Annotated in this window: 23 protein-coding genes and 1 tRNA gene; 10 read left to right on the forward strand and 14 right to left on the reverse strand. The window is 63.6% G+C overall.

Going from position 1 to position 22,218, the window contains the following annotated elements; translation table 11 throughout:
- Nucleotides 1-50: 50 nt before the first annotated feature.
- On the reverse strand, nt 51-569 hold the full coding sequence (locus tag QPW08_RS02680; protein WP_284124197.1) for a thermonuclease family protein: 519 nt from the start codon (nt 567-569) through the stop codon (nt 51-53).
- A 230-nt stretch (nt 570-799) separates the two neighbouring features.
- Here QPW08_RS02680 and QPW08_RS02685 point away from each other — a divergent pair, with 230 nt between their 5' ends.
- A complete protein-coding gene (locus tag QPW08_RS02685) occupies nt 800-1,054 on the forward strand; it encodes a YdcH family protein (RefSeq protein WP_284124198.1) in 255 nt (84 codons plus the stop codon).
- Between the two features lie 37 nt (nt 1,055-1,091).
- Here QPW08_RS02685 and QPW08_RS02690 read toward each other — a convergent pair whose 3' ends face one another.
- The 3 genes from QPW08_RS02690 to QPW08_RS02700 all read right to left on the reverse strand — a co-directional run bounded on the left by QPW08_RS02690 (nt 1,092) and on the right by QPW08_RS02700 (nt 3,630).
- Entirely contained in the window at nt 1,092-2,114 is a 1,023-nt protein-coding gene (locus tag QPW08_RS02690; RefSeq protein ID WP_284124199.1) for a hypothetical protein, read from the reverse strand.
- 132 nt (nt 2,115-2,246) lie between these two features.
- Nucleotides 2,247-2,732 carry a hypothetical protein gene (locus tag QPW08_RS02695; RefSeq protein WP_284124200.1) on the reverse strand — a complete coding sequence of 162 codons (486 nt, stop codon included), beginning with the start codon at nt 2,730-2,732 and terminating at the stop codon, nt 2,247-2,249.
- Between the two features lie 52 nt (nt 2,733-2,784).
- Nucleotides 2,785-3,630, reverse strand: coding sequence for an SDR family NAD(P)-dependent oxidoreductase (locus QPW08_RS02700; protein ID WP_284124201.1), 846 nt, complete (start codon nt 3,628-3,630; stop codon nt 2,785-2,787).
- 131 nt (nt 3,631-3,761) lie between these two features.
- Here QPW08_RS02700 and QPW08_RS02705 point away from each other — a divergent pair, with 131 nt between their 5' ends.
- The gene (locus QPW08_RS02705) at nt 3,762-4,310 is read left to right on the forward strand and encodes a hypothetical protein (RefSeq protein WP_284124202.1); all 549 of its coding nucleotides are present in this window, start codon (nt 3,762-3,764) and stop codon (nt 4,308-4,310) included.
- Between the two features lie 9 nt (nt 4,311-4,319).
- Here the strand turns inward: QPW08_RS02705 and QPW08_RS02710 are convergent, their stop codons facing one another.
- Together QPW08_RS02710 and QPW08_RS02715 are read right to left on the reverse strand one after the other, a co-directional pair.
- Nucleotides 4,320-4,967, reverse strand: a complete 648-nt coding sequence (locus QPW08_RS02710) for a hypothetical protein (protein ID WP_284124203.1) — start codon at nt 4,965-4,967, stop codon at nt 4,320-4,322.
- A 23-nt stretch (nt 4,968-4,990) separates the two neighbouring features.
- Nucleotides 4,991-5,524: a thermonuclease family protein gene (locus QPW08_RS02715; RefSeq protein WP_284124204.1), complete on the reverse strand. Its 534-nt coding sequence runs from the start codon at nt 5,522-5,524 to the stop codon at nt 4,991-4,993.
- A 125-nt stretch (nt 5,525-5,649) separates the two neighbouring features.
- On the opposite strand from QPW08_RS02715, the gene argB reads away from it, so the two are divergent.
- The 5 genes from argB to QPW08_RS02740 all read left to right on the forward strand — a co-directional run bounded on the left by argB (nt 5,650) and on the right by QPW08_RS02740 (nt 9,210).
- Nucleotides 5,650-6,543 (forward strand): acetylglutamate kinase, encoded by an 894-nt coding sequence (argB, locus tag QPW08_RS02720; protein WP_284124205.1) that lies wholly within the window; start codon nt 5,650-5,652, stop codon nt 6,541-6,543.
- Between the two features lie 104 nt (nt 6,544-6,647).
- Nucleotides 6,648-6,899 (forward strand): YggT family protein, encoded by a 252-nt coding sequence (locus tag QPW08_RS02725; protein ID WP_284126284.1) that lies wholly within the window; start codon nt 6,648-6,650, stop codon nt 6,897-6,899.
- A 5-nt stretch (nt 6,900-6,904) separates the two neighbouring features.
- A complete protein-coding gene (folD, locus tag QPW08_RS02730; RefSeq protein WP_284124206.1) occupies nt 6,905-7,798 on the forward strand; it encodes a bifunctional methylenetetrahydrofolate dehydrogenase/methenyltetrahydrofolate cyclohydrolase FolD in 894 nt (297 codons plus the stop codon).
- 55 nt (nt 7,799-7,853) lie between these two features.
- Complete coding sequence (locus QPW08_RS02735; protein ID WP_284124207.1) at nt 7,854-8,588, forward strand: hypothetical protein; 735 nt, start codon at nt 7,854-7,856, stop codon at nt 8,586-8,588.
- 1 nt (nt 8,589) lies between these two features.
- A complete protein-coding gene (locus QPW08_RS02740) occupies nt 8,590-9,210 on the forward strand; it encodes a MarC family protein (protein ID WP_284124209.1) in 621 nt (206 codons plus the stop codon).
- A 115-nt stretch (nt 9,211-9,325) separates the two neighbouring features.
- Here QPW08_RS02740 and QPW08_RS02745 read toward each other — a convergent pair whose 3' ends face one another.
- A complete protein-coding gene (locus QPW08_RS02745) occupies nt 9,326-9,931 on the reverse strand; it encodes an LON peptidase substrate-binding domain-containing protein (RefSeq protein ID WP_284124210.1) in 606 nt (201 codons plus the stop codon).
- A gap of 116 nt (nt 9,932-10,047) precedes the next feature.
- Nucleotides 10,048-10,959, reverse strand: coding sequence for a tetratricopeptide repeat protein (locus QPW08_RS02750; protein WP_284126285.1), 912 nt, complete (start codon nt 10,957-10,959; stop codon nt 10,048-10,050).
- A 217-nt stretch (nt 10,960-11,176) separates the two neighbouring features.
- Between QPW08_RS02750 and QPW08_RS02755 the strand changes: the two genes are divergently transcribed.
- A tRNA-Gly gene (locus QPW08_RS02755) sits at nt 11,177-11,251 on the forward strand.
- A gap of 238 nt (nt 11,252-11,489) precedes the next feature.
- A complete protein-coding gene (locus QPW08_RS02760; RefSeq protein WP_326521294.1) occupies nt 11,490-13,604 on the forward strand; it encodes a TonB-dependent receptor in 2,115 nt (704 codons plus the stop codon).
- Here the strand turns inward: QPW08_RS02760 and QPW08_RS02765 are convergent.
- The 6 genes from QPW08_RS02765 to putA form a co-directional block, all read right to left on the reverse strand.
- Nucleotides 13,601-14,785 carry a saccharopine dehydrogenase family protein gene (locus QPW08_RS02765; protein ID WP_284124214.1) on the reverse strand — a complete coding sequence of 395 codons (1,185 nt, stop codon included), beginning with the start codon at nt 14,783-14,785 and terminating at the stop codon, nt 13,601-13,603. The genes QPW08_RS02760 and QPW08_RS02765 overlap by 4 nt on opposite strands.
- A 78-nt stretch (nt 14,786-14,863) precedes the next feature.
- Nucleotides 14,864-16,054, reverse strand: coding sequence for an acyl-CoA dehydrogenase family protein (locus QPW08_RS02770; protein WP_326521295.1), 1,191 nt, complete (start codon nt 16,052-16,054; stop codon nt 14,864-14,866).
- Nucleotides 16,051-16,836 carry a thioesterase family protein gene (locus QPW08_RS02775; protein ID WP_284124216.1) on the reverse strand — a complete coding sequence of 262 codons (786 nt, stop codon included), beginning with the start codon at nt 16,834-16,836 and terminating at the stop codon, nt 16,051-16,053. The genes QPW08_RS02770 and QPW08_RS02775 overlap by 4 nt, the downstream gene beginning before the upstream one ends.
- Before the next feature lie 10 nt (nt 16,837-16,846).
- Nucleotides 16,847-17,401 (reverse strand): dCTP deaminase, encoded by a 555-nt coding sequence (gene dcd, locus QPW08_RS02780; protein ID WP_284124217.1) that lies wholly within the window; start codon nt 17,399-17,401, stop codon nt 16,847-16,849.
- A gap of 55 nt (nt 17,402-17,456) precedes the next feature.
- Nucleotides 17,457-17,984, reverse strand: a complete 528-nt coding sequence (locus QPW08_RS02785) for a hypothetical protein (protein ID WP_284124219.1) — start codon at nt 17,982-17,984, stop codon at nt 17,457-17,459.
- 58 nt (nt 17,985-18,042) lie between these two features.
- The gene (gene putA / locus QPW08_RS02790; RefSeq protein ID WP_284124220.1) at nt 18,043-21,165 is read right to left on the reverse strand and encodes a bifunctional proline dehydrogenase/L-glutamate gamma-semialdehyde dehydrogenase PutA; all 3,123 of its coding nucleotides are present in this window, start codon (nt 21,163-21,165) and stop codon (nt 18,043-18,045) included.
- Nucleotides 21,166-21,311: 146 nt separating this feature from the next.
- On the opposite strand from putA, the gene QPW08_RS02795 reads away from it, so the two are divergent.
- Complete coding sequence (locus tag QPW08_RS02795; protein WP_284124221.1) at nt 21,312-22,208, forward strand: SDR family oxidoreductase; 897 nt, start codon at nt 21,312-21,314, stop codon at nt 22,206-22,208.
- Nucleotides 22,209-22,218: the final 10 nt, after the last annotated feature.

Consider the following 22,218-nt stretch of genomic DNA (forward strand, 5'->3'; position numbering starts at 1 on the left):
CCCCTCCGGTCGCGCGCTTGCGCTCTGGGCGCTGCGCGCCGTGGTGCGCCTCAACACCACGCGATGCGCGGGCCGCCCCAGCGTTCGGCCAGCCCTTCGCGCACCAGCGTATCGCCCAGGCTGCGCCCGTCGCGGGTCACCAGCTTGAGCGAGCGGCCATAGGGATCGGTATCGCGCCCCTCGGGATTGGGGGCGAGAGTGAAGGCCCCGGCATTGAGCAGCGCCTGCAGCCGCCGGGTCGCCCTGGCACCCAGCTGGGCCTCGCGCGGGCAGCCGGGGCTGGAGACTTCGGGCGTGTCGATATCGGCGATGCGGATCTTGGTGCCCTGGTACCAGATGGTGTCGCCATCGACGACGCAGGTGACCCGCGCGCCATCGCCGCAGATGGGGAAGCGGGCGCTCTCGCTATCGACCGGGGCGGTGAACAGCGGGGCTGCCTCGACCGCGTCCGGCCCGTCGCCCACCGCCGGCGCAAACAGCACGGCGCTGAACGCCGCCAGCGGCAGCGCCACCAGCAGCACCGGGAACCAGCGCGGTGAACCTGGGCCGCCGACCTCCGGCAATGGCATGCGTGGCCGGTGCGGAGGATGCGGTCGACGCGACGGACGGATGGGGATGACCTTGCCCATCCCCATCCTGTGCCATGAAAGGGGTCAATATTCGGCTAAGGGCCACTGCCTAGGGGATAGCCCCTGCCTCCCCCCCTGGGCGGGGAGCGAATTTGATCTGGCGCAATGTCGTTGCCGCTCGCCCCGCTAGAGTTGCTGTCATCACTTGTCTTTATGGAAAGGGCCTTCCCATGTCGCAGCATACCCCGAACGAGCTGACCGAGATCTTCAAGCGCGACCGCGACTTGCTGACGCGGCTCAAGCAGGATGATGCCCACTTCGCGCGAGTGGCAGACGAGTATCACGCGCTGAATCGCGCGGTACACCGGATCGAAGCCGAGACCGAAGCGGCCAGCGACGAACGCACCGAAGCGTTGAAGAAGCAGCGGCTGGCCCTGCTCGACGAGATCACCGGGATTGTCGGCAAGGCGCGCGCCGCTGCCTAGCGGCACGGACCACCGCCCGTGCCGCTGAGGGGCCGGACTAGCGATCGGTGCGCAGCTTCTTCTCGAACTTGCGCTTGCCGAGTTCGCTCAACATGCGGCCTCGCCCCTTCTTTGCCCCGGCCTTCTTCGCTGGCGCTTTCTTGGTCGGCGGTTGCTTGGACGAACCCTTCTCGCCGGCTTCTTCTTCCTCCTCCTGTTCATCGGTCTCTTCGGTCTCTTCTTCTTCGACCGCTGTGCCCGAACCGCTCTCGCCGATGCCGCTTCCCTTGTCCTCCTCCTCGAGGATCTCGAGTTCGATGGTCATGGAGCGGATCACCAGTGCCACAACGTCATCGTCGGAAATGGCGTTGCAGCTGACATCGGCGGTCACCTTGATCTCGTCCCTGTCGATGTCCTGTTCGCAGCTGTGCAGGTCGGAATAGAATGTCCCGACCAGGTCGTCGCCATTGGCCGGTTGCCACGGGATGATACCGTCGGTCCGTGCGAGGTCGTCGAGGTCCTCTGGCAGGATGCCCTTGTGCTGCCCCGGAATGCCGAGCACCCGATGCATCTCCAGTTCGATCCAGGCATAGCTGCCCCATTCGGTGGGGTCGTTCGCCATCCACGATGCATCGACGAAGATCTTGGTCCGCAGCTTGATGGTCTTGCCGTTGCGATCCTTGATCTTGACCGGCAGGTCGCGCACCGCCAGCCGGGCGATGCGGTGCTCGGTCTCCCAGATGTCGCGGATGCGCTTGATGGTCGACATCGTCAGCTTGATGATGGTGAGCGGGTTCGACGGGATGCCGCTGGTGTTGAGCCCCTCGGCGGCGGCATCCTGCAGCAGCCCGGTGATCAGGTTCTCCACGTCTTCCAGCTCGTCTTCGTCGGACGCGACGAGCGTCAGCGCCATCTTGTAAGTGACAGTCGCCCGCTTGCCGCCATCGGTGATGCTGACGGTGACGTCAGGTGCCTTTTGCGGAAGGTTGTTGGCCGTCAGCCCGGCGTCGATGAGGTCAAGGTGATCCTTGTTCTCATAGGCGTCATGCGCGTCCTTGTTGCCGATTTCGAGTGTAGCCATGTCAGGTCTCCTCCTTGTCGCGCAGCCCATTGCCGCGCGAGTCCCAGGCGACCCGCATGTTGTTGCGATCGAGCATTTGTAACATCTGCGCCGCCAAGCGCCAAATTGTCGGATTCCAATCCGCTCCGAACCCTAGCGAGAAAGCCTGTGCACGGCACCCGCCAGCAGGATGCGCGAATAGAGCCGGTGGAAGGGGTAGGCGAGGTGAGCGGTAAGGCTCAGCCGCCCGGATCCGGGCTTTGCTCCGACCCAGCTACCGAAGTAGAGGCGGGTCGATGCAGCGTTGTGCTCGACCATCAGCCAGCTGCGGGTCTTGCCAAGGAAGTCACGCATCAGCAGCTGGTTCTGGGTCCGCTGCTCGATGGTCCAGGCCGCGAAGCTCTCGGTCTCTGCGGCAGCCAGTGCGGCGATGTCGGCTGGTCCTGCACCGCGCCCGATCAGGCGCAGGAGGTTGCGCTCGGGAAAGAACGCGGCGCTGCTGTAGAAGGCGATGATGTACTGCCGGATGCTGACATGGCCCGGCACCTCGGCAGTGTAGCAGTCGGCGAAGTCGCCGGATCGCACACGCTGCGCCAGCAGGCTGTCGGGCGGCAAGGGCTGGGCGGTCACGCGGGCCATGTGGGGACACTAGCCGATCCGACGCCACCTGTCCTGCGGCAACCGGCAATGCTCACCGCGCGGGCGTGCGATCCCGGATACGGTCGAAGCCGGCCTTGATATTGGCAAAGCGCGCTTCGATGAAAGGCTCGAACTGCGTGTCGGTGAAGATGTAGTCCCAGTTGCCTTCGATCCCCTCGCGCACCAGCTCGCCGACATAGCGCGGATCGATCCCGTTCTCGATCGCGGCCCGGGCTTGCTGCACCAACTCGGGCGCCTCGGCACCTTCGCTCATCTGTTCGATGGTGCCAAAACGCTCAGGCAGGTTGCGCCGCGAATCCATGATCTGGGTTCGGATGAAGCCCGGGCAGAGCACCGAGACCCCGATCCCGCGCGGCGCAAGATCGGTGCGCAGACCTTCGCTTAGCGCAACGACGCCGTACTTGGTGACATTGTAGGACGGGCCGGTAGCGGCGATCAGCCCGGCAATGCTGGCGGTAGAGACGATCTGACCGCCTTCGGCATGACTTTCGATCAGCGGGCCGAAGATCTCGATCCCCCACACGACGCTCATCAGGTTGACGCCCAGCGCCCAGTTCCAGCTGGCATCGGTCCAGTCGCCATAACCGCCGCCGCCGCCGACCCCGGCGTTGTTGACGAGGATATGCACCTTGCCGAAGCGCGCAATGGTCTCCTCTGCGGCCTTGCGCAGCTCGTCCTTCAGGCTGACGTCCGCCCGCACCCCGGCGACGTCGGCATTGGTTGCGGATAGCCCCGCCACCGCTGTGTCGAGTGCGGCCTGGTCGATGTCACACAGCATGACCTTGACCCCGGCGGCCGCGAGCGCCTGGGCGATGCCGAGGCCAATTCCCGATCCCGCGCCGGTTACGAATGCGACCTTGCCTTCGAGCTGATGCATGATGTCTCTCTCCCTCTGATCGCGACTTTGGACCTGTCGGGCAATTCAGGCAATCCGGGTCTTGAGCCAAAGTGCCCCTCGCAAGCTGCCTCGCGACATGTCATGATACGATGGACAGGGAGGACAGCCACATGATCGTACGCTTGCTCATCGCCGCACCGGCCATGCTGTTGCCGCTGACTATGACATTGCAAGCCGTGCCTGCCATGGCGCAGGAACAAAGCGAAGAGGGCATGCCCTGTGACGACACGGAAAAGGTCACTGCCACACGCGGGATCGCCGACCCGGTCGAAACCTTGCGAGCGCTCTATGACGAGGGGATGGATATCCCGCAGGTGGACCTGCCGCTGACCGACCGGCTGTATGACCTGATGCTGCGCGACGACTGGCGGCGCGGCGTACATGACACACCGATCGCGCGGATCGACTTCGACTGGATCGTCAACGGGCAGGACGCGCTGATCTCGGACATAGAAGTGGAAGGGACCACGCCCGACGGATTGCGGCTGAGCGATGAGCCCGAGCGGATGGTAGTGACTGCCCGCTTCAAGAATTTCGATACGCCCAACGAGCTGGATTACTATTGGGAGAAAGGCCCGCACGGCTGGCGGCTCGACGACGTGGTAAGCCGCGGCGAGCGGGGTTGGGTGCTGTCGTTGCTGCTCGGCTACGGGAGGTAGCGGCCAACCCTAGTCCGCGAAGCCCCAAGGGGCGGGTGGCGGATCGACTGGACGTGTGGCGTCGAACTCGACGCGGAAGAAGCGGTCTTCGGGTGCGCCGCCAGCCATGGTCCGCTGGAGTTGGTAGGCGAAGCGAGCATCCTTCTGACCGGCAGGGTCGACTTCGATCGCCCAGACATTGGTAACCGAAGCGGCCAGTCCCTCGCGCTTGAACAAAGCAATGCTTTCGGCATCGACGGGGAAGGCTTGGCTGCGCGCGGAGCCATCTTCGGCCGTGTCTCCACCATACATGGTGACGGTATCGCTCTCGCCATCTTCGTGGCGGTGATCGTGCTTGAGACGCAGGCCCGCATCGGTGCGAGTAAGCACCCAGGTGCGCGAACGGTCCCAGTCTTCGCCGTCCTGCCTGACATGGAATGGCACCCGGATCTCGCTGTCGCTGCATTCGCGCACATGCATGAGCATCTCAGCGCCACGGAAGCCGGCATCGGCTTCGTCATCGCTTGCCAGCTGGCCTGAGTAAGCCTTGCCGCAGTGGCTGGAGAGGCTTGCCCAGAAGGAGTCCTGCGGGCTCACCTGGAGGTCCGGCTCGGCCTTGTTGCAGGCGAGCAGGGCGAGGAGTGGCAAGAGGGCGAACGAGTGGGTGCGATAAGTCATGCCCGGTTTGTGGCAGGTAAGCTTCACGCGCACCAGTCGATCGTGCTGGCACCCCAGCTGCTGTCCTCGGCGAGGCCATCGGCGACCATGCGCTCTGCCAGCCAGTCTTCCGCGCCATTGTCCAGAACCCGCCAGGCTGCACGCAATTCGCGGCCATACTGGTCGCGCGGCGGATCTTCGCCGCCATCGACATAGAATGGCCCTTCGTTGAGCCAGCCAAGCAGGGCGGTGCGGGCTTCGCGCGCGCGCGCTTGCTCTGCTTCGCATGCGCCGTCGAGTTCGGGCGCGTCATAGCCGGTCAGCCGGACGCGGCGCTGGCCAAAAGCGATGGTGTCGCCGTCGATAACGCAGGCGTCGCCCGGCTCGACGCCGCAGACGGTAAAGCGGGCCTCGGTCAGCTCGGCATTGCGCAGGCTGGACGGCAGGCCTGTCAGCCACAGCCCGAAGACGATGATAGCGGCGACCGCGAGCCATGGGCGCAGCCCTCGCCATCGCGCGGACCAGCGGCGCTGGCGACGCCACTTGGGATCGAATTCGGGCGGGCGGACGACTACCATGCTGCCAGTTTACACCAGCGCCAGCGCCTTGGCAGCGCGCTCTTCCCAATTACCCACGCCTGCGCTAGGCGACGCCCCGGTTTGATTGGGCCTGCCTAGGGGGCCGGCCACGCAAGGAATACGCCATGGCGGACAATTCGAACATGCTGCCGAAGGCCGAAGTGCTGATCGAAGCGCTGCCCTATTTCCAGCGCTACGCCGGGCGCACCTTCGTGGTGAAATATGGCGGCCATGCGATGGGCAACCCGCAGGCTGCGCGCGAGTTCGCCGAAGACATCGTCTTGTTGAAGGCGGTCGGCATCAACCCTGTCGTCGTTCACGGCGGCGGCCCGCAGATCGGTGCCATGCTCAAGAAGCTGGGCGTTGAGAGCACTTTCGTCGACGGCCTCAGGGTAACCGACAAGGAAACCGCCGAGGTTGCAGAGATGGTCCTGTCCGGTGCCATCAACAAGGAGCTGGTTGGCTGGATCGCCAGCGCCGGGGGCAAGGCCATCGGCATTTCCGGCAAGGACGGCGGGCTGGTGACCGCAACCAAGGTCACCCGCACGGTCAAGGATCCGGACAGCAATATCGAGAGTGTCATCGACCTCGGATTCGTCGGCGAGCCGTCGAAGGTCGATACCAGCATCCTCGATACCGCGGTCAACTCAGGCATGATCCCCATCGTCGCGCCAATCGGTGCGGGCGAGGACGGGCATACCTATAATATCAATGCCGACACCATGGCGGGCGCAATCGCGGCGGCGCTGGGCGCGGCGCGACTGTTCCTGCTGACCGATGTAAAAGGCGTATTGGGCAAGGACGGCAAGCTGCTGACCGACCTCACACCCGAACAGATCGCCGCCCTGCGCGAAGACGGCACCATCAGCGGCGGGATGATCCCCAAGCTGGAGACTTGCGTCCACGCAGTCGAGGCGGGATGCGAAGCAGCCGTTGTGCTCGACGGGCGCGTACCGCATGCGATGCTGCTCGAATTCTTCACTGCGCGCGGCGCGGGTACGCTGATCCGGGCAGAATGAGGCGTATTAGGGTGTTGATACACCACCCTGTCATCCTGTAGGGTGGTGCAAACACAGGTAACGGAAAGGACCGCATCTTGACTGCTGTCATCGACATTCTCGGCATGCCGATCAATGTGATCGTGATGCTGGTCATCGTCCAGTTCATCATCGGCTTGCTGTTCGCCTTCAATGTGACCAGCTCCAGCAATGATTTCCTCTATCAGGTCTATCGCTCGATCAACTCACTACTCGATCCCGTGCTGGCGCCGATCAAGCGCATCCTGCCCAGCACAGGCGCGATCGATTTCTCGCCGCTGGTGCTGATCATCGGCTTGCAGATCCTCAAGCGGGCACTGTTCTACGGGGTTTACTGATACTGATGACTGCCCAGATTATCGACGGGAAGGCCTTCGCTGCAGGATTGCGCGAGAAGGTCGGGGAACTCGCTGCACGCTTCGAAGCCGCTGCCGGGCGCAAGGCCGGGCTCGCCGTGGTGCTGGTGGGGGATGATCCCGCCAGCCAGGTCTATGTCGCCTCCAAGGCCAAGCAGACCGTCGCCTGCGGGATGAACAGCTTCGAGCATCGCCTGCCTGCCGACACCGCACAGGATGACCTCGAGGCGCTGGTCGACCAGCTCAACGCCGATCCTGCCGTCGATGGGATACTCGTCCAGCTTCCGCTGCCGAAGGGACTCGATGAGCAGGCGGTGGTGGCGCGAATCAGCCCTGACAAGGATGTCGACGGGTTGACCCCGACCAGCACCGGGCGGCTCGCGCTCGGCCTGCCGGGGCTGGTGCCGTGCACGCCGCTCGGTTCGCTGATGCTGCTGAAAGACCAGCTGGGCGACCTTTCCGGCATGGACGCGGTGGTGATCGGCCGCTCGATCCTCGTCGGCAAACCGATGGCGCAGTTGCTGCTGGGCGAGAACTGCACTGTCACTATCGCCCATAGCCGCACCAGGGACCTGCCCGAAGTCGTGCGCGGTGCAGACATTGTCGTGGCCGCCGTTGGCCGGGCGGAGATGGTCAAGCCCGAATGGCTCAAGCCCGGTGCAATCGTGATCGATGTCGGCATCAACCGGCTCGACCCCGAACCCGGCAAGGAGAAGGGGCGGCTGGTCGGTGATGTCGATTTCGCGGGCGCGAGCGAGGTTGTGAAAGCGATTACGCCAGTGCCTGGTGGTGTCGGCCCGATGACCATTGCGGTGCTGCTCAGGAACACGCTGGTCGCCGCGCATCGCAACGAAGGCTTGTCGGACCCGGAAGGTCTGTAGGCTTTCACGCAAACATGCCTTCGACTTTCCCTGTCCGAACGGATAGAGGGCGGGAATGATCAGGACATTTGCTATAATTGCCATCGCGGCCCTGCTTGCCTCATGCGTAGGCGGTCCGCCGCGGACGCCCAAGCGGGTGATCGATCGCGCGTTGGCGGGCAGCAATATCGCCGTCCCGGGCGAGATTGTCGCCACCGAATCCGCATTCGCCCGCATGGCACGCGAGGAAGGGCAGTGGACTGCCTTTCGCGAATTTTCTGCCGATGGTGCGCTGATCCATGGCCGCAATGGGGCAATCGACGCCAGGCGTTGGCTGAGCACGCAAAAGGACCCCGAGGAAGCCGTGGAATGGGGCCCGAGAGCGGTCTGGATGAGCTGCAACGGGCGACTGGCTGTGAGCCATGGCCGCTTCCGCGATCCTGAAGGCCTGCTGGGTCGATTCATTACCGTGTGGCAACGGCAGCCGGACGGTGAGTATCGCTGGATTTACGACGGCGGAGCGCCTGACAACCCTCAGCCACCCCCGCGTCGCGTCGCAGGCGATACACCCGACGACGTTATCGTGGTCACTGGCATGGACATGATCGAAGGGCATGTCGCAGATTGCGATACCCCGCCACTTGGTGCTGACGATGCGGCCGCCTGGCGCACGTCCAGTGACGGGACGTTGCGCTGGCAATGGTCCCACTCCGGGGACGGCCAGCGTTCATTCTCCGCGCAATTGTGGCAAGACGAGGCGTGGCAGGAAGCGCTGAGCTTCGACTATCCCGCCCCGTTGCCGGACCAATAACGTGACCGAACTCTTCATCTCCGCCTTCATCACCCTGTTCGTGGTGATCGATCCGCCGGGCTGCGCTCCGATCTACGCGGGCCTCACCAAGGGCGCGACCCCGGCGCAGGCGCGCAGCATGGCGCTGAGGGCCTCGCTTATCGCCGCGATCATCCTCGTCATCTTCGCGCTGTTCGGCGAGCAATTGCTTGCCGCCTTGCACATCGAGCTCGACAGCTTCCGCATCGCCGGTGGGCTTATGCTGTTTTTCATTGCCTTCGAAATGGTGTTCGAGAAACGCACACAGCGCCGCGAAGAACGGGCTGAAAAGGTCACTGCATCCGAAGTGGAAGACGTCTCGGTCTTCCCCATGGCCATGCCGATGCTGGCCGGCCCCGGTGCGATCGCCGCAATCATGCTGTTGCAGAACGAAGCGCAGGGCACCGAAGAAACGCTGGTCGTACTTGCCGCGCTCGGGGCCGTGGTGGTCCTCACCGCCGCCGCGCTGGTCGCGGCCGGCCCGCTGATCCGTTTGCTTGGCGACAAGGTTGAAGCCGTCATTACCCGCCTGCTCGGTGTGCTCCTCGCAGCGCTGGCCGCGCAATACGTGATTGACGGGCTCAAGGGCTCGTTCGGGACTTAGGGGAAGAATGCACTCCTACCCGTTCGGACTGAGCCTGTCGAAGCCAGGCCGCATCGTCTCGCCCGTACTTCGACAAACTTAGTACGAACGGATGCAGGACTGCGCTTCGGCTTCACTATTGCAGCGTCACCTTGTCATCGTCGCCATCGCGGCGACCGAAGAAATACATCAACTGGATCAAGAGCTCGCAGCGGGCGGCAAGGTCGGGCGCTTCGAGCAGCGCCTGCTTGCTGGCCTGGTCGAATGGCGCGATCTGGCTGACGCCGTTGATCAGCGACTGGTCGTCGAGGTTCTGCACCGAATCCCAGTCGACACTATAGCCCTGCGCATCCGCGAAGCGGCGCGCTTCGCGTTCGAACCCGGCGCGCTCGATATGGCTCAGCACCTGGTCGCCGTCTTCGGGGATCAGCTCGGCCTCGATCTGCCGGAACGGCGTCTGTACCTCGAGCTCCTGCACGACGCGGAAGCGGCTCTCCCCGTCGAGGATAAGGTTGTAGCGCCCGTCGTCGAGTGCTTCGACTTCTTCGATCTTGCCGACGCAACCAACAGTGTAGAGCGGGGCACCTTCGCGCGCTTCCTGAGGCTGGATCATGGCGATGCGGCGGTCGCGTGCCAGCGCATCGCCGACTAGCGCGCGATAGCGTGGCTCGAAAATGTGCAGCGGCAATTGCAGCCCGGGGAACAGGATCGCTCCGGATAGAGGGAAGATCGAAAGACGCATCGTCTAGGCGACTCCTCCTGCATTCGTTCGGGCTGAGCCTGTCGAAGCCCAGCCACCACAGTTGCGTCCATGCCCGTCGACAGGCTCAGGGCGAACGGGTGTGGTTTGAGACCTCATCAGCCAAACAGGATCTTGGACAGGCGTCGGCGGGTGGTGACGACCCATTCGTCTTCAAGGCCGATGGCTTCGAAGATCTGCAGCAGCTTGGTTCGCGCTGCGCCGTCATTCCAATCGCGGTCGGTCTCGAACATCGCCAGCAGCTCGTCGGCAGCGGCATCGCGCTGCCCGGCGGCAAAGGCGGCCTCGGCATAGGCATAGCGAGCCTCCATGTCACCGCCGGCGGCCTTGTCCTTGAGCGCTGCCAACTCGCTGTCATCGACCTTGTTGGCAGCAAGCTCGAGCGTCGCCTTGACTCGTTCGATAGCCGGGTCCTTGGCCACCTCTTCCGGCATCTGGTCGAGCATGGCCTGAGCCTGCTCGCTGTGCCCGGCTTCGATAAGCGCACGCAGGTAGCCAGACATCGCTTCGGCATTGGTGGGTGCCATCTCTACGACCTGCTGGAAAATTCCCAGCGCGCGTTCGGCATCGCCTTCGCCGAGAACTTTCTCGCCCATGGCGATAAACTGCGCGATCTCTTCTTCCGAGGGACCTTCATCGCCACCCCCTTCGCCGCCCGTGATCGGTAGCTGGGCGAGGATCTGGTCGAGCATCTGTTTCAGCTGTGATTCTGTTCGGGCCTGCGTCAGGTCGGCGACCGGCTGGCCCTGGAACATGGCATAGACGGTGGGGATCGACTGGACCTGGAACTGGCTCGCAATGAACTTCTCTTCATCGACATTGACCTTGGCCAGGATCACGCCTTTGTCGGCATAATCGGCCGCGACCTTCTCCAGCACCGGGGTCAGCGCCTTGCACGGACCGCACCACTCGGCCCAGAAATCGAGAATCACCAGGCTCTTCATCGATGGCTCCACGATGGTCTTGCGGAATCGGTCGACAGCCTTCTGTTCGTCGAGATTGAGACCCATGCTGGCCAAGAAACTTCCCCTTCAACTGGATTCGGCGGGGGCTACCCTAGCATGAGCCCCATGACACGTAATGTGGGTCTTCAGTCGCATTTGTGAAGGGCCGGATATCGAGCATGAGAGAATCCAATTTTCCGCTTGCGAGGGGCAATAAGCGCTGCTAACTGCGCGCCTCCCCAGCGATGGAAGGCCTCTTTGGCCCCATCGCGGACGCCAGTGAGCGGGCGTAGCTCAGGGGTAGAGCACAACCTTGCCAAGGTTGGGGTCGGGCGTTCGAATCGCCTCGCCCGCTCCATTTTCTCCCGACATGATATTCATCCGGCTGCGACCTCGATTCGTCGAGATTCTGCTTGCGTTGCGCTGGCCTGCATGCTTTGGGGCCGCGCGAGTAATGTTACGACGTATCATTATGCTTCCGGCTGCGTTCATCCCCCCTGCTGTCAGGTCGCATGAGACAACAACAAAGGTCAGCACCTCGAATGTCCCCTCCAGTACGCTTTTCCCGCCTTGCTGCCTCTTCGCTAGCCCTCGTCGTGGCGCTGTCGGCCCACTCGCTCGCCGCACAGGATGTCCAGGGTGATGAGTCGGTCAGTCGCCAACCGGACGATGACTTTCATGACCGTCGCTACGATGATGACAGCGTCATCGTGGTAACAGCCTCGGGGCTCAACCAACTGGATGTCCTGGCCGGGACTTCGGTCGTCGAAGGGCTCGAGCTGCAGCGGTCGCTGGAAGGCAATATTGGCGAATCGCTGGTCAAGATCCCCGGCGTGAGTGCGAGCGGCTTTGCCCCCGGTGCCTCGCGCCCGGTCCTGCGCGGCTTCAGCGGCGAGCGCGTGAAGGTACTGGTCGACGGTCTCGGTGCGATCGATGTCTCCAACACTTCGGTCGACCATGCCGTGACGATCGACCCGCTGACCGCTGAACGGATCGATGTGTTGCGCGGCCCGGCTGTGCTGCTGTTCGGCAGCCAGGCCATCGGCGGTGCGGTCAATGTCATCGACAAGCGCATTCCGCGCCGCATGCCCGACGAGCCTATCCATCTCGACGGGCTGGTCCGCGCCGATACCGCGTTCGATGCACGCGAAGGCGGCCTCTCGGTCGACCTGCCGCTGGGCCAGTACTTCGCCTTCCACGCCAACGGCTCCTACCGCACCACCAACGATATGGAGATTCCGGGGTTTGCAGTCGCTCCCGGGCTGCGGGCCGACCTGTTTGCCGATGCTGACGAGGAGGAACTGGAAGGCGCATTCGAAGAAGCCGACGAGCTGCGCGAAGCGGCCAACCAGCGCGGCATCGTACCCGGCACCGCGACTGAGACCTGGACCGCAAATGCCGGCATCACGCTGTTTGCAGGCGATAGCAACCTTGGCTTCGCAGTCGGCTGGTACGACACCAATTACGGCATTCCGGGTCGTCCGGGTGCCGGTCATCATGGAGAAGGCGAAGAGGGTGGCGAAGAAGAGGAAGAAGGTGACGTCCCGGTCACTATCGACCTGCGCCAGTTCCGCGCCGACCTGCGCGGCGAACTCGACCTGGGCGAGGGCTTTTTCGACCAGCTGATCACCCGGATTGGCTTCAGCGACTATACCCACACCGAATTCGAAGGCGACGAGGTTGGTACCGTGTTCGACGTGCAGGGGCTGGAAGCGCGCGCTGAGCTGGCCCAGAACCGGCGCGGTGGTTGGGGCGGCTCGACCGGAGTCCAGTATTATTCACGCGATTTCGATGCCTTTGGTGCCGAGGCCTATATTCCGCGCAACACCACCGAACAGTTCGCCGTCTTCACCCTGCAGGAATTCGAAGCCGGGCCGGTCCACCTCGAGCTTGCCGGACGGTTCGAAACCAGCGATGTCGCTGCACCACCGATCGGCATCGCGCGCAGCTTCGACACATTCTCCGGCGCTGTCGGCATCGCGCATGAAACCGACGGAGGCCTGCGCTTCGGTCTCAACGCCAGCCGCGCCGAACGTGCTCCGAGCGCGGAGGAGCTGTTCTCCGATGGTCCGCATATCGCCACCCAGGCCTTCGAAGTCGGCGATCCGGACCTTTCGACGGAGAGTGCCTGGGGCCTTGAAGCATACGTCCGTGGCCGTATCGGGCCGGCAACGGTCAGCCTGGCAGCGTTCAAGAACTGGTTCAGCGATTATATCTACCTCTCCGCCACCGGGCTGGAGGAAGACGACCTGCCGGTCTTCACCTACCTGCAGGGCGATGTCGACTACTGGGGCCTCGAAGGCGAGGTCAAACTGCCGCTCGTGGACACCGTTCCGTTCAAGCTCAGCGCCGACCTGCGCGGCGAGTATGTCAGCGCCAAGCTCGATGACGGCACGCCGCTGCCGCGCATCCCGCCGCTTAGCCTGCTGGGCGCGCTGGAGGCCGATCTCGACGCCTTCAACATCCGCGGCGAGGTCCAATGGTTCGACAAGCAGGACGCGATCGCTCCGTTCGAGACGCAAACCGGGGGGTTCACCCTCGTCAACGCCTCGATCGCGTGGCGCCCGATCAGTGGCAACAACAATGTCACCGTGCTGCTCAAGGCCGAGAACATCTTCAATGTCACCGGCCGGCGCCATGCCAGCTTCACCAAGGATTTCGTGCCGCTGACCGGGCGCAATATCCAGGCCAGCGTGCGCTTCAGTATCTAGTCTTCGATTGCGAAAGAAATCTCGGCATTGGCTTCGAGCCGTTTGACGAGGTCTTCGCCGAGGAACGAACCGGGCGTGCCGACGCCGCCCTCGGCCTTGCAATCGAGCAGCGCCATGCCGGTCTCGGCCAGCATGCGGCTGGTCGAGCCATAGCCCGGATCGTACTTGCCTTTGACGCCCAGGCGGATTTCCTCGTCATCATGGCCGGTCTTGCCGATGAATAGTACGTCGTAGAAGCCGTTCTCGCGCTCTTCCTTGCTCGGGCCTTCGCCGGGCTTGGGCGGCTTCGCCCCGAACGGGTTCTTGAGCATGTCCGCCACCGCATTGGCTGCCGCCTTGCCCGCTTCGCCGGGGCTGGTGAGCATCATTTCGTCGTATTTGAAATTCTCGCCATAGGGGAAGCCGCGCAGGAAATTGGTGCGGTGGACGTTCTTGGTGTTGATCGTCGCCATGATGAAAGGCGCTGCCCATTTGCCGGTGTCCTCGTCATATTCAGGCACCATGCCAAGCGGCTGATTCGGCCCTTCGAAGCCAGGGGTGAGCCCGAACGGGCTGGACAGGATCGGGATCAGCTTGGGGTTCTTTGCCACCGCCTTCATGGTGGCGGTGAGGCTGGCGGCAGTGCCGCCGGAGAAGGTCCCGGCCATGGCCCGCACGCGGCCCTTGACCCGGCTGCACGGCTTGCCGAACTTCTCCTGCGAAGCCCGCTGCAGCATGAAAACGCCAAGGTCGAAGGGGATCGAATCGAAGCCGCTGGAGAAGCATATCCGCGCGCCGCTCGACTGGGCGGATTCATGGAACTGGTCGATCTTCTCGCGCATCCAGCCCGGCTCGCCGCACAGATCGGCATAGTCGGTGCCGGTGGCGACACAGGCTGCCACCAACTCGTCGCCATAAAGCTGGTAAGGGCCGACCGTGGTCAGCACGACCTTCGTGCGGTTGCACATCGCAGTGAGGCTGTCGGGGTCCGAGGCATCGGCTACGACTAACGGAGTGGCTTTGGGAGCGCCGATCTCGTCGCGCACTTGTTCCAGCTTGTCGAGGCTGCGGCCAGCCATGGCCCATTTGGGTGCGTCGTTCCGGTCACCATAGTGGCGCACAAAATGTTCGGCGACGAGCCGCCCGGTGTAGCCGGTGGCACCATAGACGATGATATCGAATTCGCGGTTGTCCTTGCTCATGGCAGCTCTCCTTTGCGACCCTGCATGGGCCGAGTGCATCAAGGAGTCAAAGCCACGAAGGCAACGCCTGTTCCCGCATCAAAACCGATACTGGCGGCTAGCGAGGTCGTACATGATTTCCTCCGAGCCGCCGCCGATCGCCATCACCCGCACTTCGCGATAGATCCGCTCGACTCGCCCGCCGCGCATGAAGCTGGCGCCGCCCATGATCTGGCATGCCTCGCGGGCGCAATATTCCATCGTCTGGGTCGCCTGCACCTTGAGCAAGGCGAAGTCGCCGGGGAAGGCGCAGCCCTCTTTCACCGTCCACGCCGCATGGTCGATCATCGCTTGCGTCGCCTGGATCATCTGCAGCATTCGGGCGAGCTTGTGGCGGATCGCCTGTCGGGTCACCAGCGGGCGGCCGAAGGTCTCGCGTTCGCGCGCCCAGTCGAGCGCATCCTCGTAGCAAACCCGCGCATAGGCCGCCGCCTGTTGCGCCATGCCCAGCCGCTCGCCGTTGAAATTGCGCATGATCCCGCCGAAGCCCTGGTTCTCCGGCCCGATCAGATTGCTCACCGGCACTTCGACATTGTCGAAATGGATCGTCGCCGTGTCGGAGGCATGCCAGCCCATCTTCTGCAGCGCGGTGCGGGTGATGCCGGGGCGGTCCATCTCGACCAGCAGCAGCGAGACCCCGCCCATGCCTTCCCCGCCGGTGCGCACCGCCAGCGTGATGTAGTCGGCCCGCATGCCGCTGGTGATATAGGTCTTCTCGCCGGTGACGACATAGTGGTCGCCGCGCAGATCGGCGCGAGTCCTGAGATTGGCGACGTCGGAGCCGCCGCCCGGCTCGGTAATGCCGAGGCAGATGATTGTCTCGCCGCTCAGCACCTGCGGCGCAATCCGCTGCTGCATCTCCTCGCTGCCCATGGCGATGATCGGCGGCAGGCCGATGCCGTGGGTCAGCAGCGAGGCCGGGATGCCGCCGGCACCGGGGCGGCACATTTCCTCGGACTGGACCAGCGAATGGAAGATATCGAACCCGGCTTCCTCCAGCGTCCCGCTGCCGCCCAGCCGCTCGGGATAGCCGAGCCCGATAACCCCTGCTTCGGCAGCCTTCTTGTGCAGCTCGCGCGGCAGCTCGCCGGCTGCTTCCCACTTTGCCACATGCGGCATGATCTCGCGCGTCACGAAAGTGCGCACGCTCTGGCACACGGCCTCATGGGTATCGTCATAATGCGGCGAGCGGGCGCGCCATTGGTCGAACAGCGGGGTCTCCATAGTCATAGTTCTCCCCTCGGGATGCGCAGCAGGACCCCGGTCTGGCTCGAAATGGCGAGCAGTCGTCCATCCTCGGCAAAATGCCGCGCCGAGCCATGCACCACGCCGCGATCAAAGGCGGCGAATTCAGTGACGCTGAGCACCCAGCCGGGATCGGCCCCCTGCACGAAGCGGAACATGGCATCGAGGCTGAAACCGCCGCGTGCGGCCGGATGCCCGCCAAGAAACAGGTCGGAAATGATCGCCAGCCAGCCCGCATCGATGGCGAAGTCCGCGCGCGATCGGGTCCAGGTGGCATGCACGCCGCGGTCTTCGTCATGCAGTGCCACGCGGTATTCGAACTGGTCGGGCAATCCGCCGGGCGAGGAATGGCTGATCTCGACCGGCGTCGCGTTGTCCGGACCGACAAGCTCGGGCATTGCGGCAAACAGCGTCTGCTCATTGGGTTCGCGATAGCCCAGCGCTCCGCCGGCCCGGTGCGTAGGGCGGCCGTTGACCTGGGCGCTCGCGGCATATTGCGCCACCGACTGGCCGCCGCCGCATTGCTCGACCGAGACCAACAGTTCCTCGGCATGCTGCGTGGCTCCGAGAAACTGCACCTGCGCCCACAGCAACGGCAATTCGCTGTCGAGCTGCATGGCATCGACGATCGCCGCCAGCGCCACCCCACCCATGATATGCGGCGCGCCGTCGGGCCCGGCGGTGGCCGGAGGCATGACAGGGAGGATGTATGTGCCGCTTTGCTCGCCCGGCACGACGCGCCAGAACGGGAAGCGACCGACACTCACAGGCGCTTGCTCACAGCCTTGGCAGCGTTACGCCGCGCTGACCCATATATTTGCCAGCCCGGTCGGCATAGGTGACTTCAGGCCGTTCATTGCCCTGCAGGAACAGGAACTGGCAGGCACCTTCATTGGCGTAGATCCTGGCCGGAAGCGGCGTTGTGTTGCTGAACTCCAGCGTCACATGGCCTTCCCAGCCCGGTTCCAGCGGTGTCACGTTCACGATGATCCCGCAGCGGGCATAGGTGCTCTTGCCGAGACAGATCACCAACACATCTTCCGGGATACGGAAATATTCGACCGTGCGGGCCAAGGCAAAGCTGTTGGGCGGGATCACGCAGACATCGGTCTCGCGGTCGACCAGGCTGTCACCATCGAAATCCTTGGGATCGACCACCGCGCTGTTGACGTTGGTGAAGATCTTGAACTCGGGCGCGACGCGGGCGTCATAGCCGAACGAGCTCAGCCCGTAGGAAATGCAGCCGTCACGCCGCTGCGCTTCTTCGAACGGCTCGATCATGCCGCGTTTGGTCGCAGCCTCGCGAATCCATTTGTCGCTCAAAATTGCCATGCAGGCAGGATTCCCGAGCGCGGCGCTCGCGGCAAGCTCCGCACAGCGATTTCCCCTATTTTAGAGGGATGGCTCCCAGCTTGGGATTGAGGCCGGTTATGAAATTGAGCCACTTTTTTGGACGCCGGAGCATCTTCTGCGGGTACTCGACCTTGAGCCCGGCCAGCTCTGCCATGCGGCCTACGAAGTGGATGCAGTTGCGCTTTTCGAGGTCGTAGAAATCACCCGGGGCGTCGCGCCAGGCTGCGACTTCGCGCTTGATGCGATGATACTGCTGATCGCTGATGGTCAGCGTGAAGTGCCGGTTGGTCTTGCGGATCATTTTCGGCTCTTCATGAATGATCGCCTGCTTGACAGGTCCGTTGAGGATTGCCGGCGTGGTCTTGAGCGCGGAGAAACCGAAATTCTCATCGACCTTCGTGCCGTTAGCAAGCGTTCCTTCCAGAACGACGAAAGCATGCGGGTAGCGCCCGAACAGCACCGATCCGTTGAAGGAATGAAAGTGCATCTTCACCTCGGCCATGGCGGTAGACGACCATGCAAAGGCGAAGACGGCGATCAGCAGTTTGATATATCGGCCCATGGGCGCGCTGTTTAACGGGCGAATCGGGGGATGATAACCCCCCGATTCACGCTCTGTCTTAGCTGGCGAGCAGCGTGGCGTTGCCGCCTGCCGCCGTGGTGTCGATGCAAACCACACGTTCCGTGGCGAAACGTGCGACATAGTGGGGGCCGCCAGCCTTGGGGCCGGTGCCCGACAAGCCTTCGCCGCCGAACGGCTGGCTTTCCACCACCGCGCCGATCTGGTTGCGGTTGACGTAGAAATTGCCGACCCGCGCACGAGCTTCGACATAGCGCCGAGTCGCTTCGATCCGACTGTGCAGGCCCAGCGTGAGCCCGTAACCGGTGGCATTGATATCTGCCAGGACCTGGTCGAGTTCCTCGGCCTTGAAGCGGGCGACATGCAGGATCGGGCCGAAGTTCTCACGCTTCAGGTCGAGGATGGAATCCAACTCGATGATCGTCGGCGCGACAAAGCAGCCCCTGGCTGCCCCGCGCGGCAGCTTGCGCCGCCAGACCTGCATCCCGGCTTTCTTGCGGCGGGCAACGTGGCGTTCCAGCGCCGCCTTGGCGTCTGGATCGATAACCGGGCCGACATCGGTCGCGAAGTCCGCCGGATCGCCGATAGAAAGCGCTTCGAATGCACCCCGGATCATCGCCAGCATCGCGTCGTAGACGTCATCCTGGATGTAGAGCATGCGTTGCGCCGAGCAGCGCTGCCCGGCGCTCTGGAACGCGCTGGCGACGACGTCGCGGGCGACTTGCTCGGGCAGGGCCGAACTGTCGACGATCATGGCGTTCTGCCCGCCGGTCTCGGCGATAAAGGTTGCGATCGGCCCTTCGCGCGCGGCGAGCGAACGGTTGATCGCCTGCGCGGTCTCCGTCGAACCGGTGAAAGCAACCCCGGCCAGGCGCGGGTCGCTGGTGATCATCTGTCCGACATCGCCTGCGCCTGGCAGAAGCTGGAAGACTTCTTCCGGGATACCTGCTTCGTGGCACAGCTTCACGGCCAGCGCGGCGATCAGCGGCGTCTGCTCGGCAGGCTTGGCGACCACGGTGTTGCCTGCCGCCATCGCCGCTGCGGCGGGACCGATGAAGATCGCCAGCGGGAAGTTCCACGGGCTGATGGTGGCAAATACCCCGCGCCCGGCCATGTGCAGCCGGTTCTCTTCACCGGTCGGGCCAGGCAACATGATCGGCGCGGAAAACTGGCGCCGGGCCTCACCGGCATAATAGCGCAGGAAGTCGACCGCCTCGCGCACTTCGAGCACTCCGTCGAGCAGCGACTTGCCCGCTTCATTGCGGCACAGGCTGAGGAATTCGTCGGAATGCGCTTCGAACAGGTCGGCCGCCGCTTCGAGCAGCAAGGCCCGCTTCTCGCCGCCGAGCGCATTCCAGCCCGGCTGGATCAGCTGCGCACGTGTGATCGCGTCCTTGACTTCTTCCTCGGTACAATCGCGCCGGGTCCCGACTTCATGGGTCAGGTCTTGCGGCTGGTTGATCGGTGCTTCTTCGCCCGCTGCTTCGGCAGGGAAGGTCGGGCCGGCATACCAGTGCCTGCCTTCCAGCGCTTCGAGCCGTTGGAGTAGCGGTTCGCGCACCAGCGGATCCGCCAGGTCGACACCCGCGCTGTTGCGCCGATTAGGGAATATGTCCGCGGGCAACGGAATTTCCGGGTTCCGCTTGGGCTTTAGCGCCGCCAGCTCCTCGACCGGGTTGCTTGCCAGTTCGACCGCCGGCACCTCGGCATCGGCCATGCGGTTGACGAAGGAACTGTTGGCCCCGTTCTCCAGCAGGCGCCGGACGAGATAGGCCAGCAGGTCTTTGTGCACGCCAACGGGTGCATAAATTCGCACAGGGGTTCTGGCGTTGCCTTCGTGCGACGCCAGCGCGTCGTATAATTCCTCGCCCATTCCATGCAGGCGCTGGAACTCGAACTCCTTCGAACCCGCCAAAGCCTTGATGGAACCGATTGTATACGCATTGTGCGTGGCGAACGCCGGGTAGATCACGTCATTGGCTTCAAGCAGCCTGGAAGCGCAGGCGAGGTAGCTGACGTCGGTCGCGACCTTGCGCGTGAAGACCGGGAAGTCGGGATAGCCGCCGACATGGCTGAGCTTGATCTCCGTGTCCCAGTACGCGCCTTTGACCAGTCGCACCATCAGCCGCCGGTCGTGCCGCCGCGCCAGCTTGACGACCCAGTCGCACAGCGGCGCAGCACGCTTCTGGTAAGCCTGGATCACGATCCCGAAACCGCCCCATGCGGTGCCATCAGGCTTGGTGAACAGCGCGTCGTCTTCAACCAGTTGTTCGATGATGTCGAGCGAGATCTCCAGCCGTTCGGCTTCCTCGGCATCGATATTGAAATGCATGTTGGCATCGCGCGCTTTCGCCGCCAGGTCGCGCAAGATCGGCACCAGCGCCGCAACCGCGGCCTCCTGATGGAAGACATCGTATTTCGGATAGAGCGCCGACAGCTTTACCGAGATGCCCGGGCTCGATTTGAACGACCCATCGGTTTCGCCCGCGAGGCGTTCAATGGCGCGTTCGTAGGATTGGCGATAGCGCTCAGCATCCTCGAAAGTCAGCGCACCTTCGCCCAGCATGTCGAAACTGTGGGTCAGGCCCTGGGCCCGCTCAGGCTTGGCCCGCTTGAGCGCTTCACCAATATCGCGGCCATAAACGAACTGGCCGCCAAGGATTTTCATCGCCTGCAAGGTGGCTTTGCGGATAACTGGTTCGCCCAGCCGGTTGACGGTGCGCTTCAGCGTCTTGCCCATCCCGCGCTGGTGCTCTTCTGGTCGCTCCAGCACTTCGCCGGTCAGCATCAGCGAGAAGGTCGCGGCGTTGACAAAAGTCGAAGAACTCTCACCCAGGTGCTCGCCCCAGTCGATATCGCCGAGCTTGTCGCGGATCAGCGCGTCGGCTGTTTCGTGATCGGGCACCCGCAACAACGCTTCGGCCAAGCACATCAGTGCGATACCCTCTTCGGTCGCCAGCCCGTAGGTGTGCAGGAAGGCATCTATCCCGCTGGCCTTGCGCTTTCGTGCGCCCTCGATCAGGCGGACAGCCAGTTGCTGCGCTTCGTCGTGCCTGGCGGCGGCGGGAGCTGCCTGGCGCAGTCGCTCGGTGACGCACGTTTCTTCATCCTGGCGATAGGCGTTGCGGAAGGGCGTGCGATTCAGTGGGGCAAGCGTGGTCATAGGGGTGGTAAATTTTTCTCCTGTGGCGAGTCGTCGCTGGGCGCGAGTTGGACCTGAAAGTGCTTTCAATCAAGGGAAGTCGCGCAGGTGGTCTGGATAGTCTATCGCGCGTGCAAGAATCGGAAACATGACGAGGAGAGAACGCCATGGATATTGCCAAGCTGATGTACCGCGACGGGTTGATGGAAGGCGAACGCATCCTCGTCACCGGTGGCGGCACGGGGCTGGGCAAGGAAATGACCGAGGCGTTCCTCAAGCTGGGCGCAGAGGTCCATATTTGCGGGCGGCGAGAAGGCAAGCTGCAGGAAACGGCCGACGGGCTAATGGGCAAGCATGGCGGCAAGGTGGTCGGCCACGCTTGCGACATCCGCAACCACGAAGCGATCCAGGAAATGGTCGCGAGAATCTGGGAAGGTGGTGCGCTGACCGGCCTCGTCAACAATGCGGCGGGGAATTTCATCAGCCGGACGGAGGACCTGTCTGCCAATGCCTTCAACGCGATTTCGGATATCGTCTTCCGCGGCACCTTCTACATGACGCATGAAGTCGGAACGCGGCTGATCAAGGAAGGCAAGCGCGGCAATTTCCTCTCGATCCTGACCACCTGGGTCTGGAATGGCGGTCCGTTCACGGTGCCGTCTGCCATGAGCAAATCAGCGGTCAACAACATGACTCAGAGCCTGGCGGTCGAATGGGGCCGCTACGGCCTGCGCTTCAATGCAATCGCCCCTGGCCTGTTCCCGACCGACGGGATGAGCGCGCGGCTCAGCCCAGGCGGGCGTGGCGGCAATTCGGGCGACCGGATGAACCCGATGGGGCGGCACGGCGAGATGCACGAACTCGCCAATCTCGCGGTGTTCCTGATGGGACCGGGCGCGGAATGGGTGAACGGCCAGACCATTGCCATCGACGGTGCCGGGTATCAGGCCAATTCGGGCAATTTCTACCAGGCGCTGGCGCCATTGGGAGACGAGGATTGGGCGAAGATGCGTGAGATGATCAAGGGCACCAACGCCAAGGACAAGGCCGAGCGAACAACCTGAGCGGTGGAGA

This window comes from Parerythrobacter aestuarii, from assembly GCF_030140925.1.
Lineage (GTDB): Bacteria > Pseudomonadota > Alphaproteobacteria > Sphingomonadales > Sphingomonadaceae > Parerythrobacter > Parerythrobacter aestuarii.

Excerpts from the sequence above, each read along its gene's own strand:
- QPW08_RS02680 (WP_284124197.1), bottom strand. The coding sequence starts at position 569 with ATGCCATTGCCGGAGGTCGGCGGCCCAGGTTCACCGCGCTGGTTCCCG.
- QPW08_RS02685 (WP_284124198.1), top strand. The coding sequence starts at position 800 with ATGTCGCAGCATACCCCGAACGAGCTGACCGAGATCTTCAAGCGCGAC.
- QPW08_RS02690 (WP_284124199.1), bottom strand. The coding sequence starts at position 2,114 with ATGGCTACACTCGAAATCGGCAACAAGGACGCGCATGACGCCTATGAG.
- QPW08_RS02695 (WP_284124200.1), bottom strand. The coding sequence starts at position 2,732 with ATGGCCCGCGTGACCGCCCAGCCCTTGCCGCCCGACAGCCTGCTGGCG.
- QPW08_RS02700 (WP_284124201.1), bottom strand. The coding sequence starts at position 3,630 with ATGCATCAGCTCGAAGGCAAGGTCGCATTCGTAACCGGCGCGGGATCG.
- QPW08_RS02705 (WP_284124202.1), top strand. The coding sequence starts at position 3,762 with ATGATCGTACGCTTGCTCATCGCCGCACCGGCCATGCTGTTGCCGCTG.
- QPW08_RS02710 (WP_284124203.1), bottom strand. The coding sequence starts at position 4,967 with ATGACTTATCGCACCCACTCGTTCGCCCTCTTGCCACTCCTCGCCCTG.
- QPW08_RS02715 (WP_284124204.1), bottom strand. The coding sequence starts at position 5,524 with ATGGTAGTCGTCCGCCCGCCCGAATTCGATCCCAAGTGGCGTCGCCAG.
- argB (WP_284124205.1), top strand. The coding sequence starts at position 5,650 with ATGGCGGACAATTCGAACATGCTGCCGAAGGCCGAAGTGCTGATCGAA.
- QPW08_RS02725 (WP_284126284.1), top strand. The coding sequence starts at position 6,648 with ATGCCGATCAATGTGATCGTGATGCTGGTCATCGTCCAGTTCATCATC.
- folD (WP_284124206.1), top strand. The coding sequence starts at position 6,905 with ATGACTGCCCAGATTATCGACGGGAAGGCCTTCGCTGCAGGATTGCGC.
- QPW08_RS02735 (WP_284124207.1), top strand. The coding sequence starts at position 7,854 with ATGATCAGGACATTTGCTATAATTGCCATCGCGGCCCTGCTTGCCTCA.
- QPW08_RS02745 (WP_284124210.1), bottom strand. The coding sequence starts at position 9,931 with ATGCGTCTTTCGATCTTCCCTCTATCCGGAGCGATCCTGTTCCCCGGG.
- QPW08_RS02750 (WP_284126285.1), bottom strand. The coding sequence starts at position 10,959 with ATGGGTCTCAATCTCGACGAACAGAAGGCTGTCGACCGATTCCGCAAG.
- QPW08_RS02765 (WP_284124214.1), bottom strand. The coding sequence starts at position 14,785 with ATGAGCAAGGACAACCGCGAATTCGATATCATCGTCTATGGTGCCACC.
- QPW08_RS02770 (WP_326521295.1), bottom strand. The coding sequence starts at position 16,054 with ATGACTATGGAGACCCCGCTGTTCGACCAATGGCGCGCCCGCTCGCCG.
- dcd (WP_284124217.1), bottom strand. The coding sequence starts at position 17,401 with ATGGCAATTTTGAGCGACAAATGGATTCGCGAGGCTGCGACCAAACGC.
- QPW08_RS02785 (WP_284124219.1), bottom strand. The coding sequence starts at position 17,984 with ATGGGCCGATATATCAAACTGCTGATCGCCGTCTTCGCCTTTGCATGG.
- putA (WP_284124220.1), bottom strand. The coding sequence starts at position 21,165 with ATGACCACGCTTGCCCCACTGAATCGCACGCCCTTCCGCAACGCCTAT.
- QPW08_RS02795 (WP_284124221.1), top strand. The coding sequence starts at position 21,312 with ATGGATATTGCCAAGCTGATGTACCGCGACGGGTTGATGGAAGGCGAA.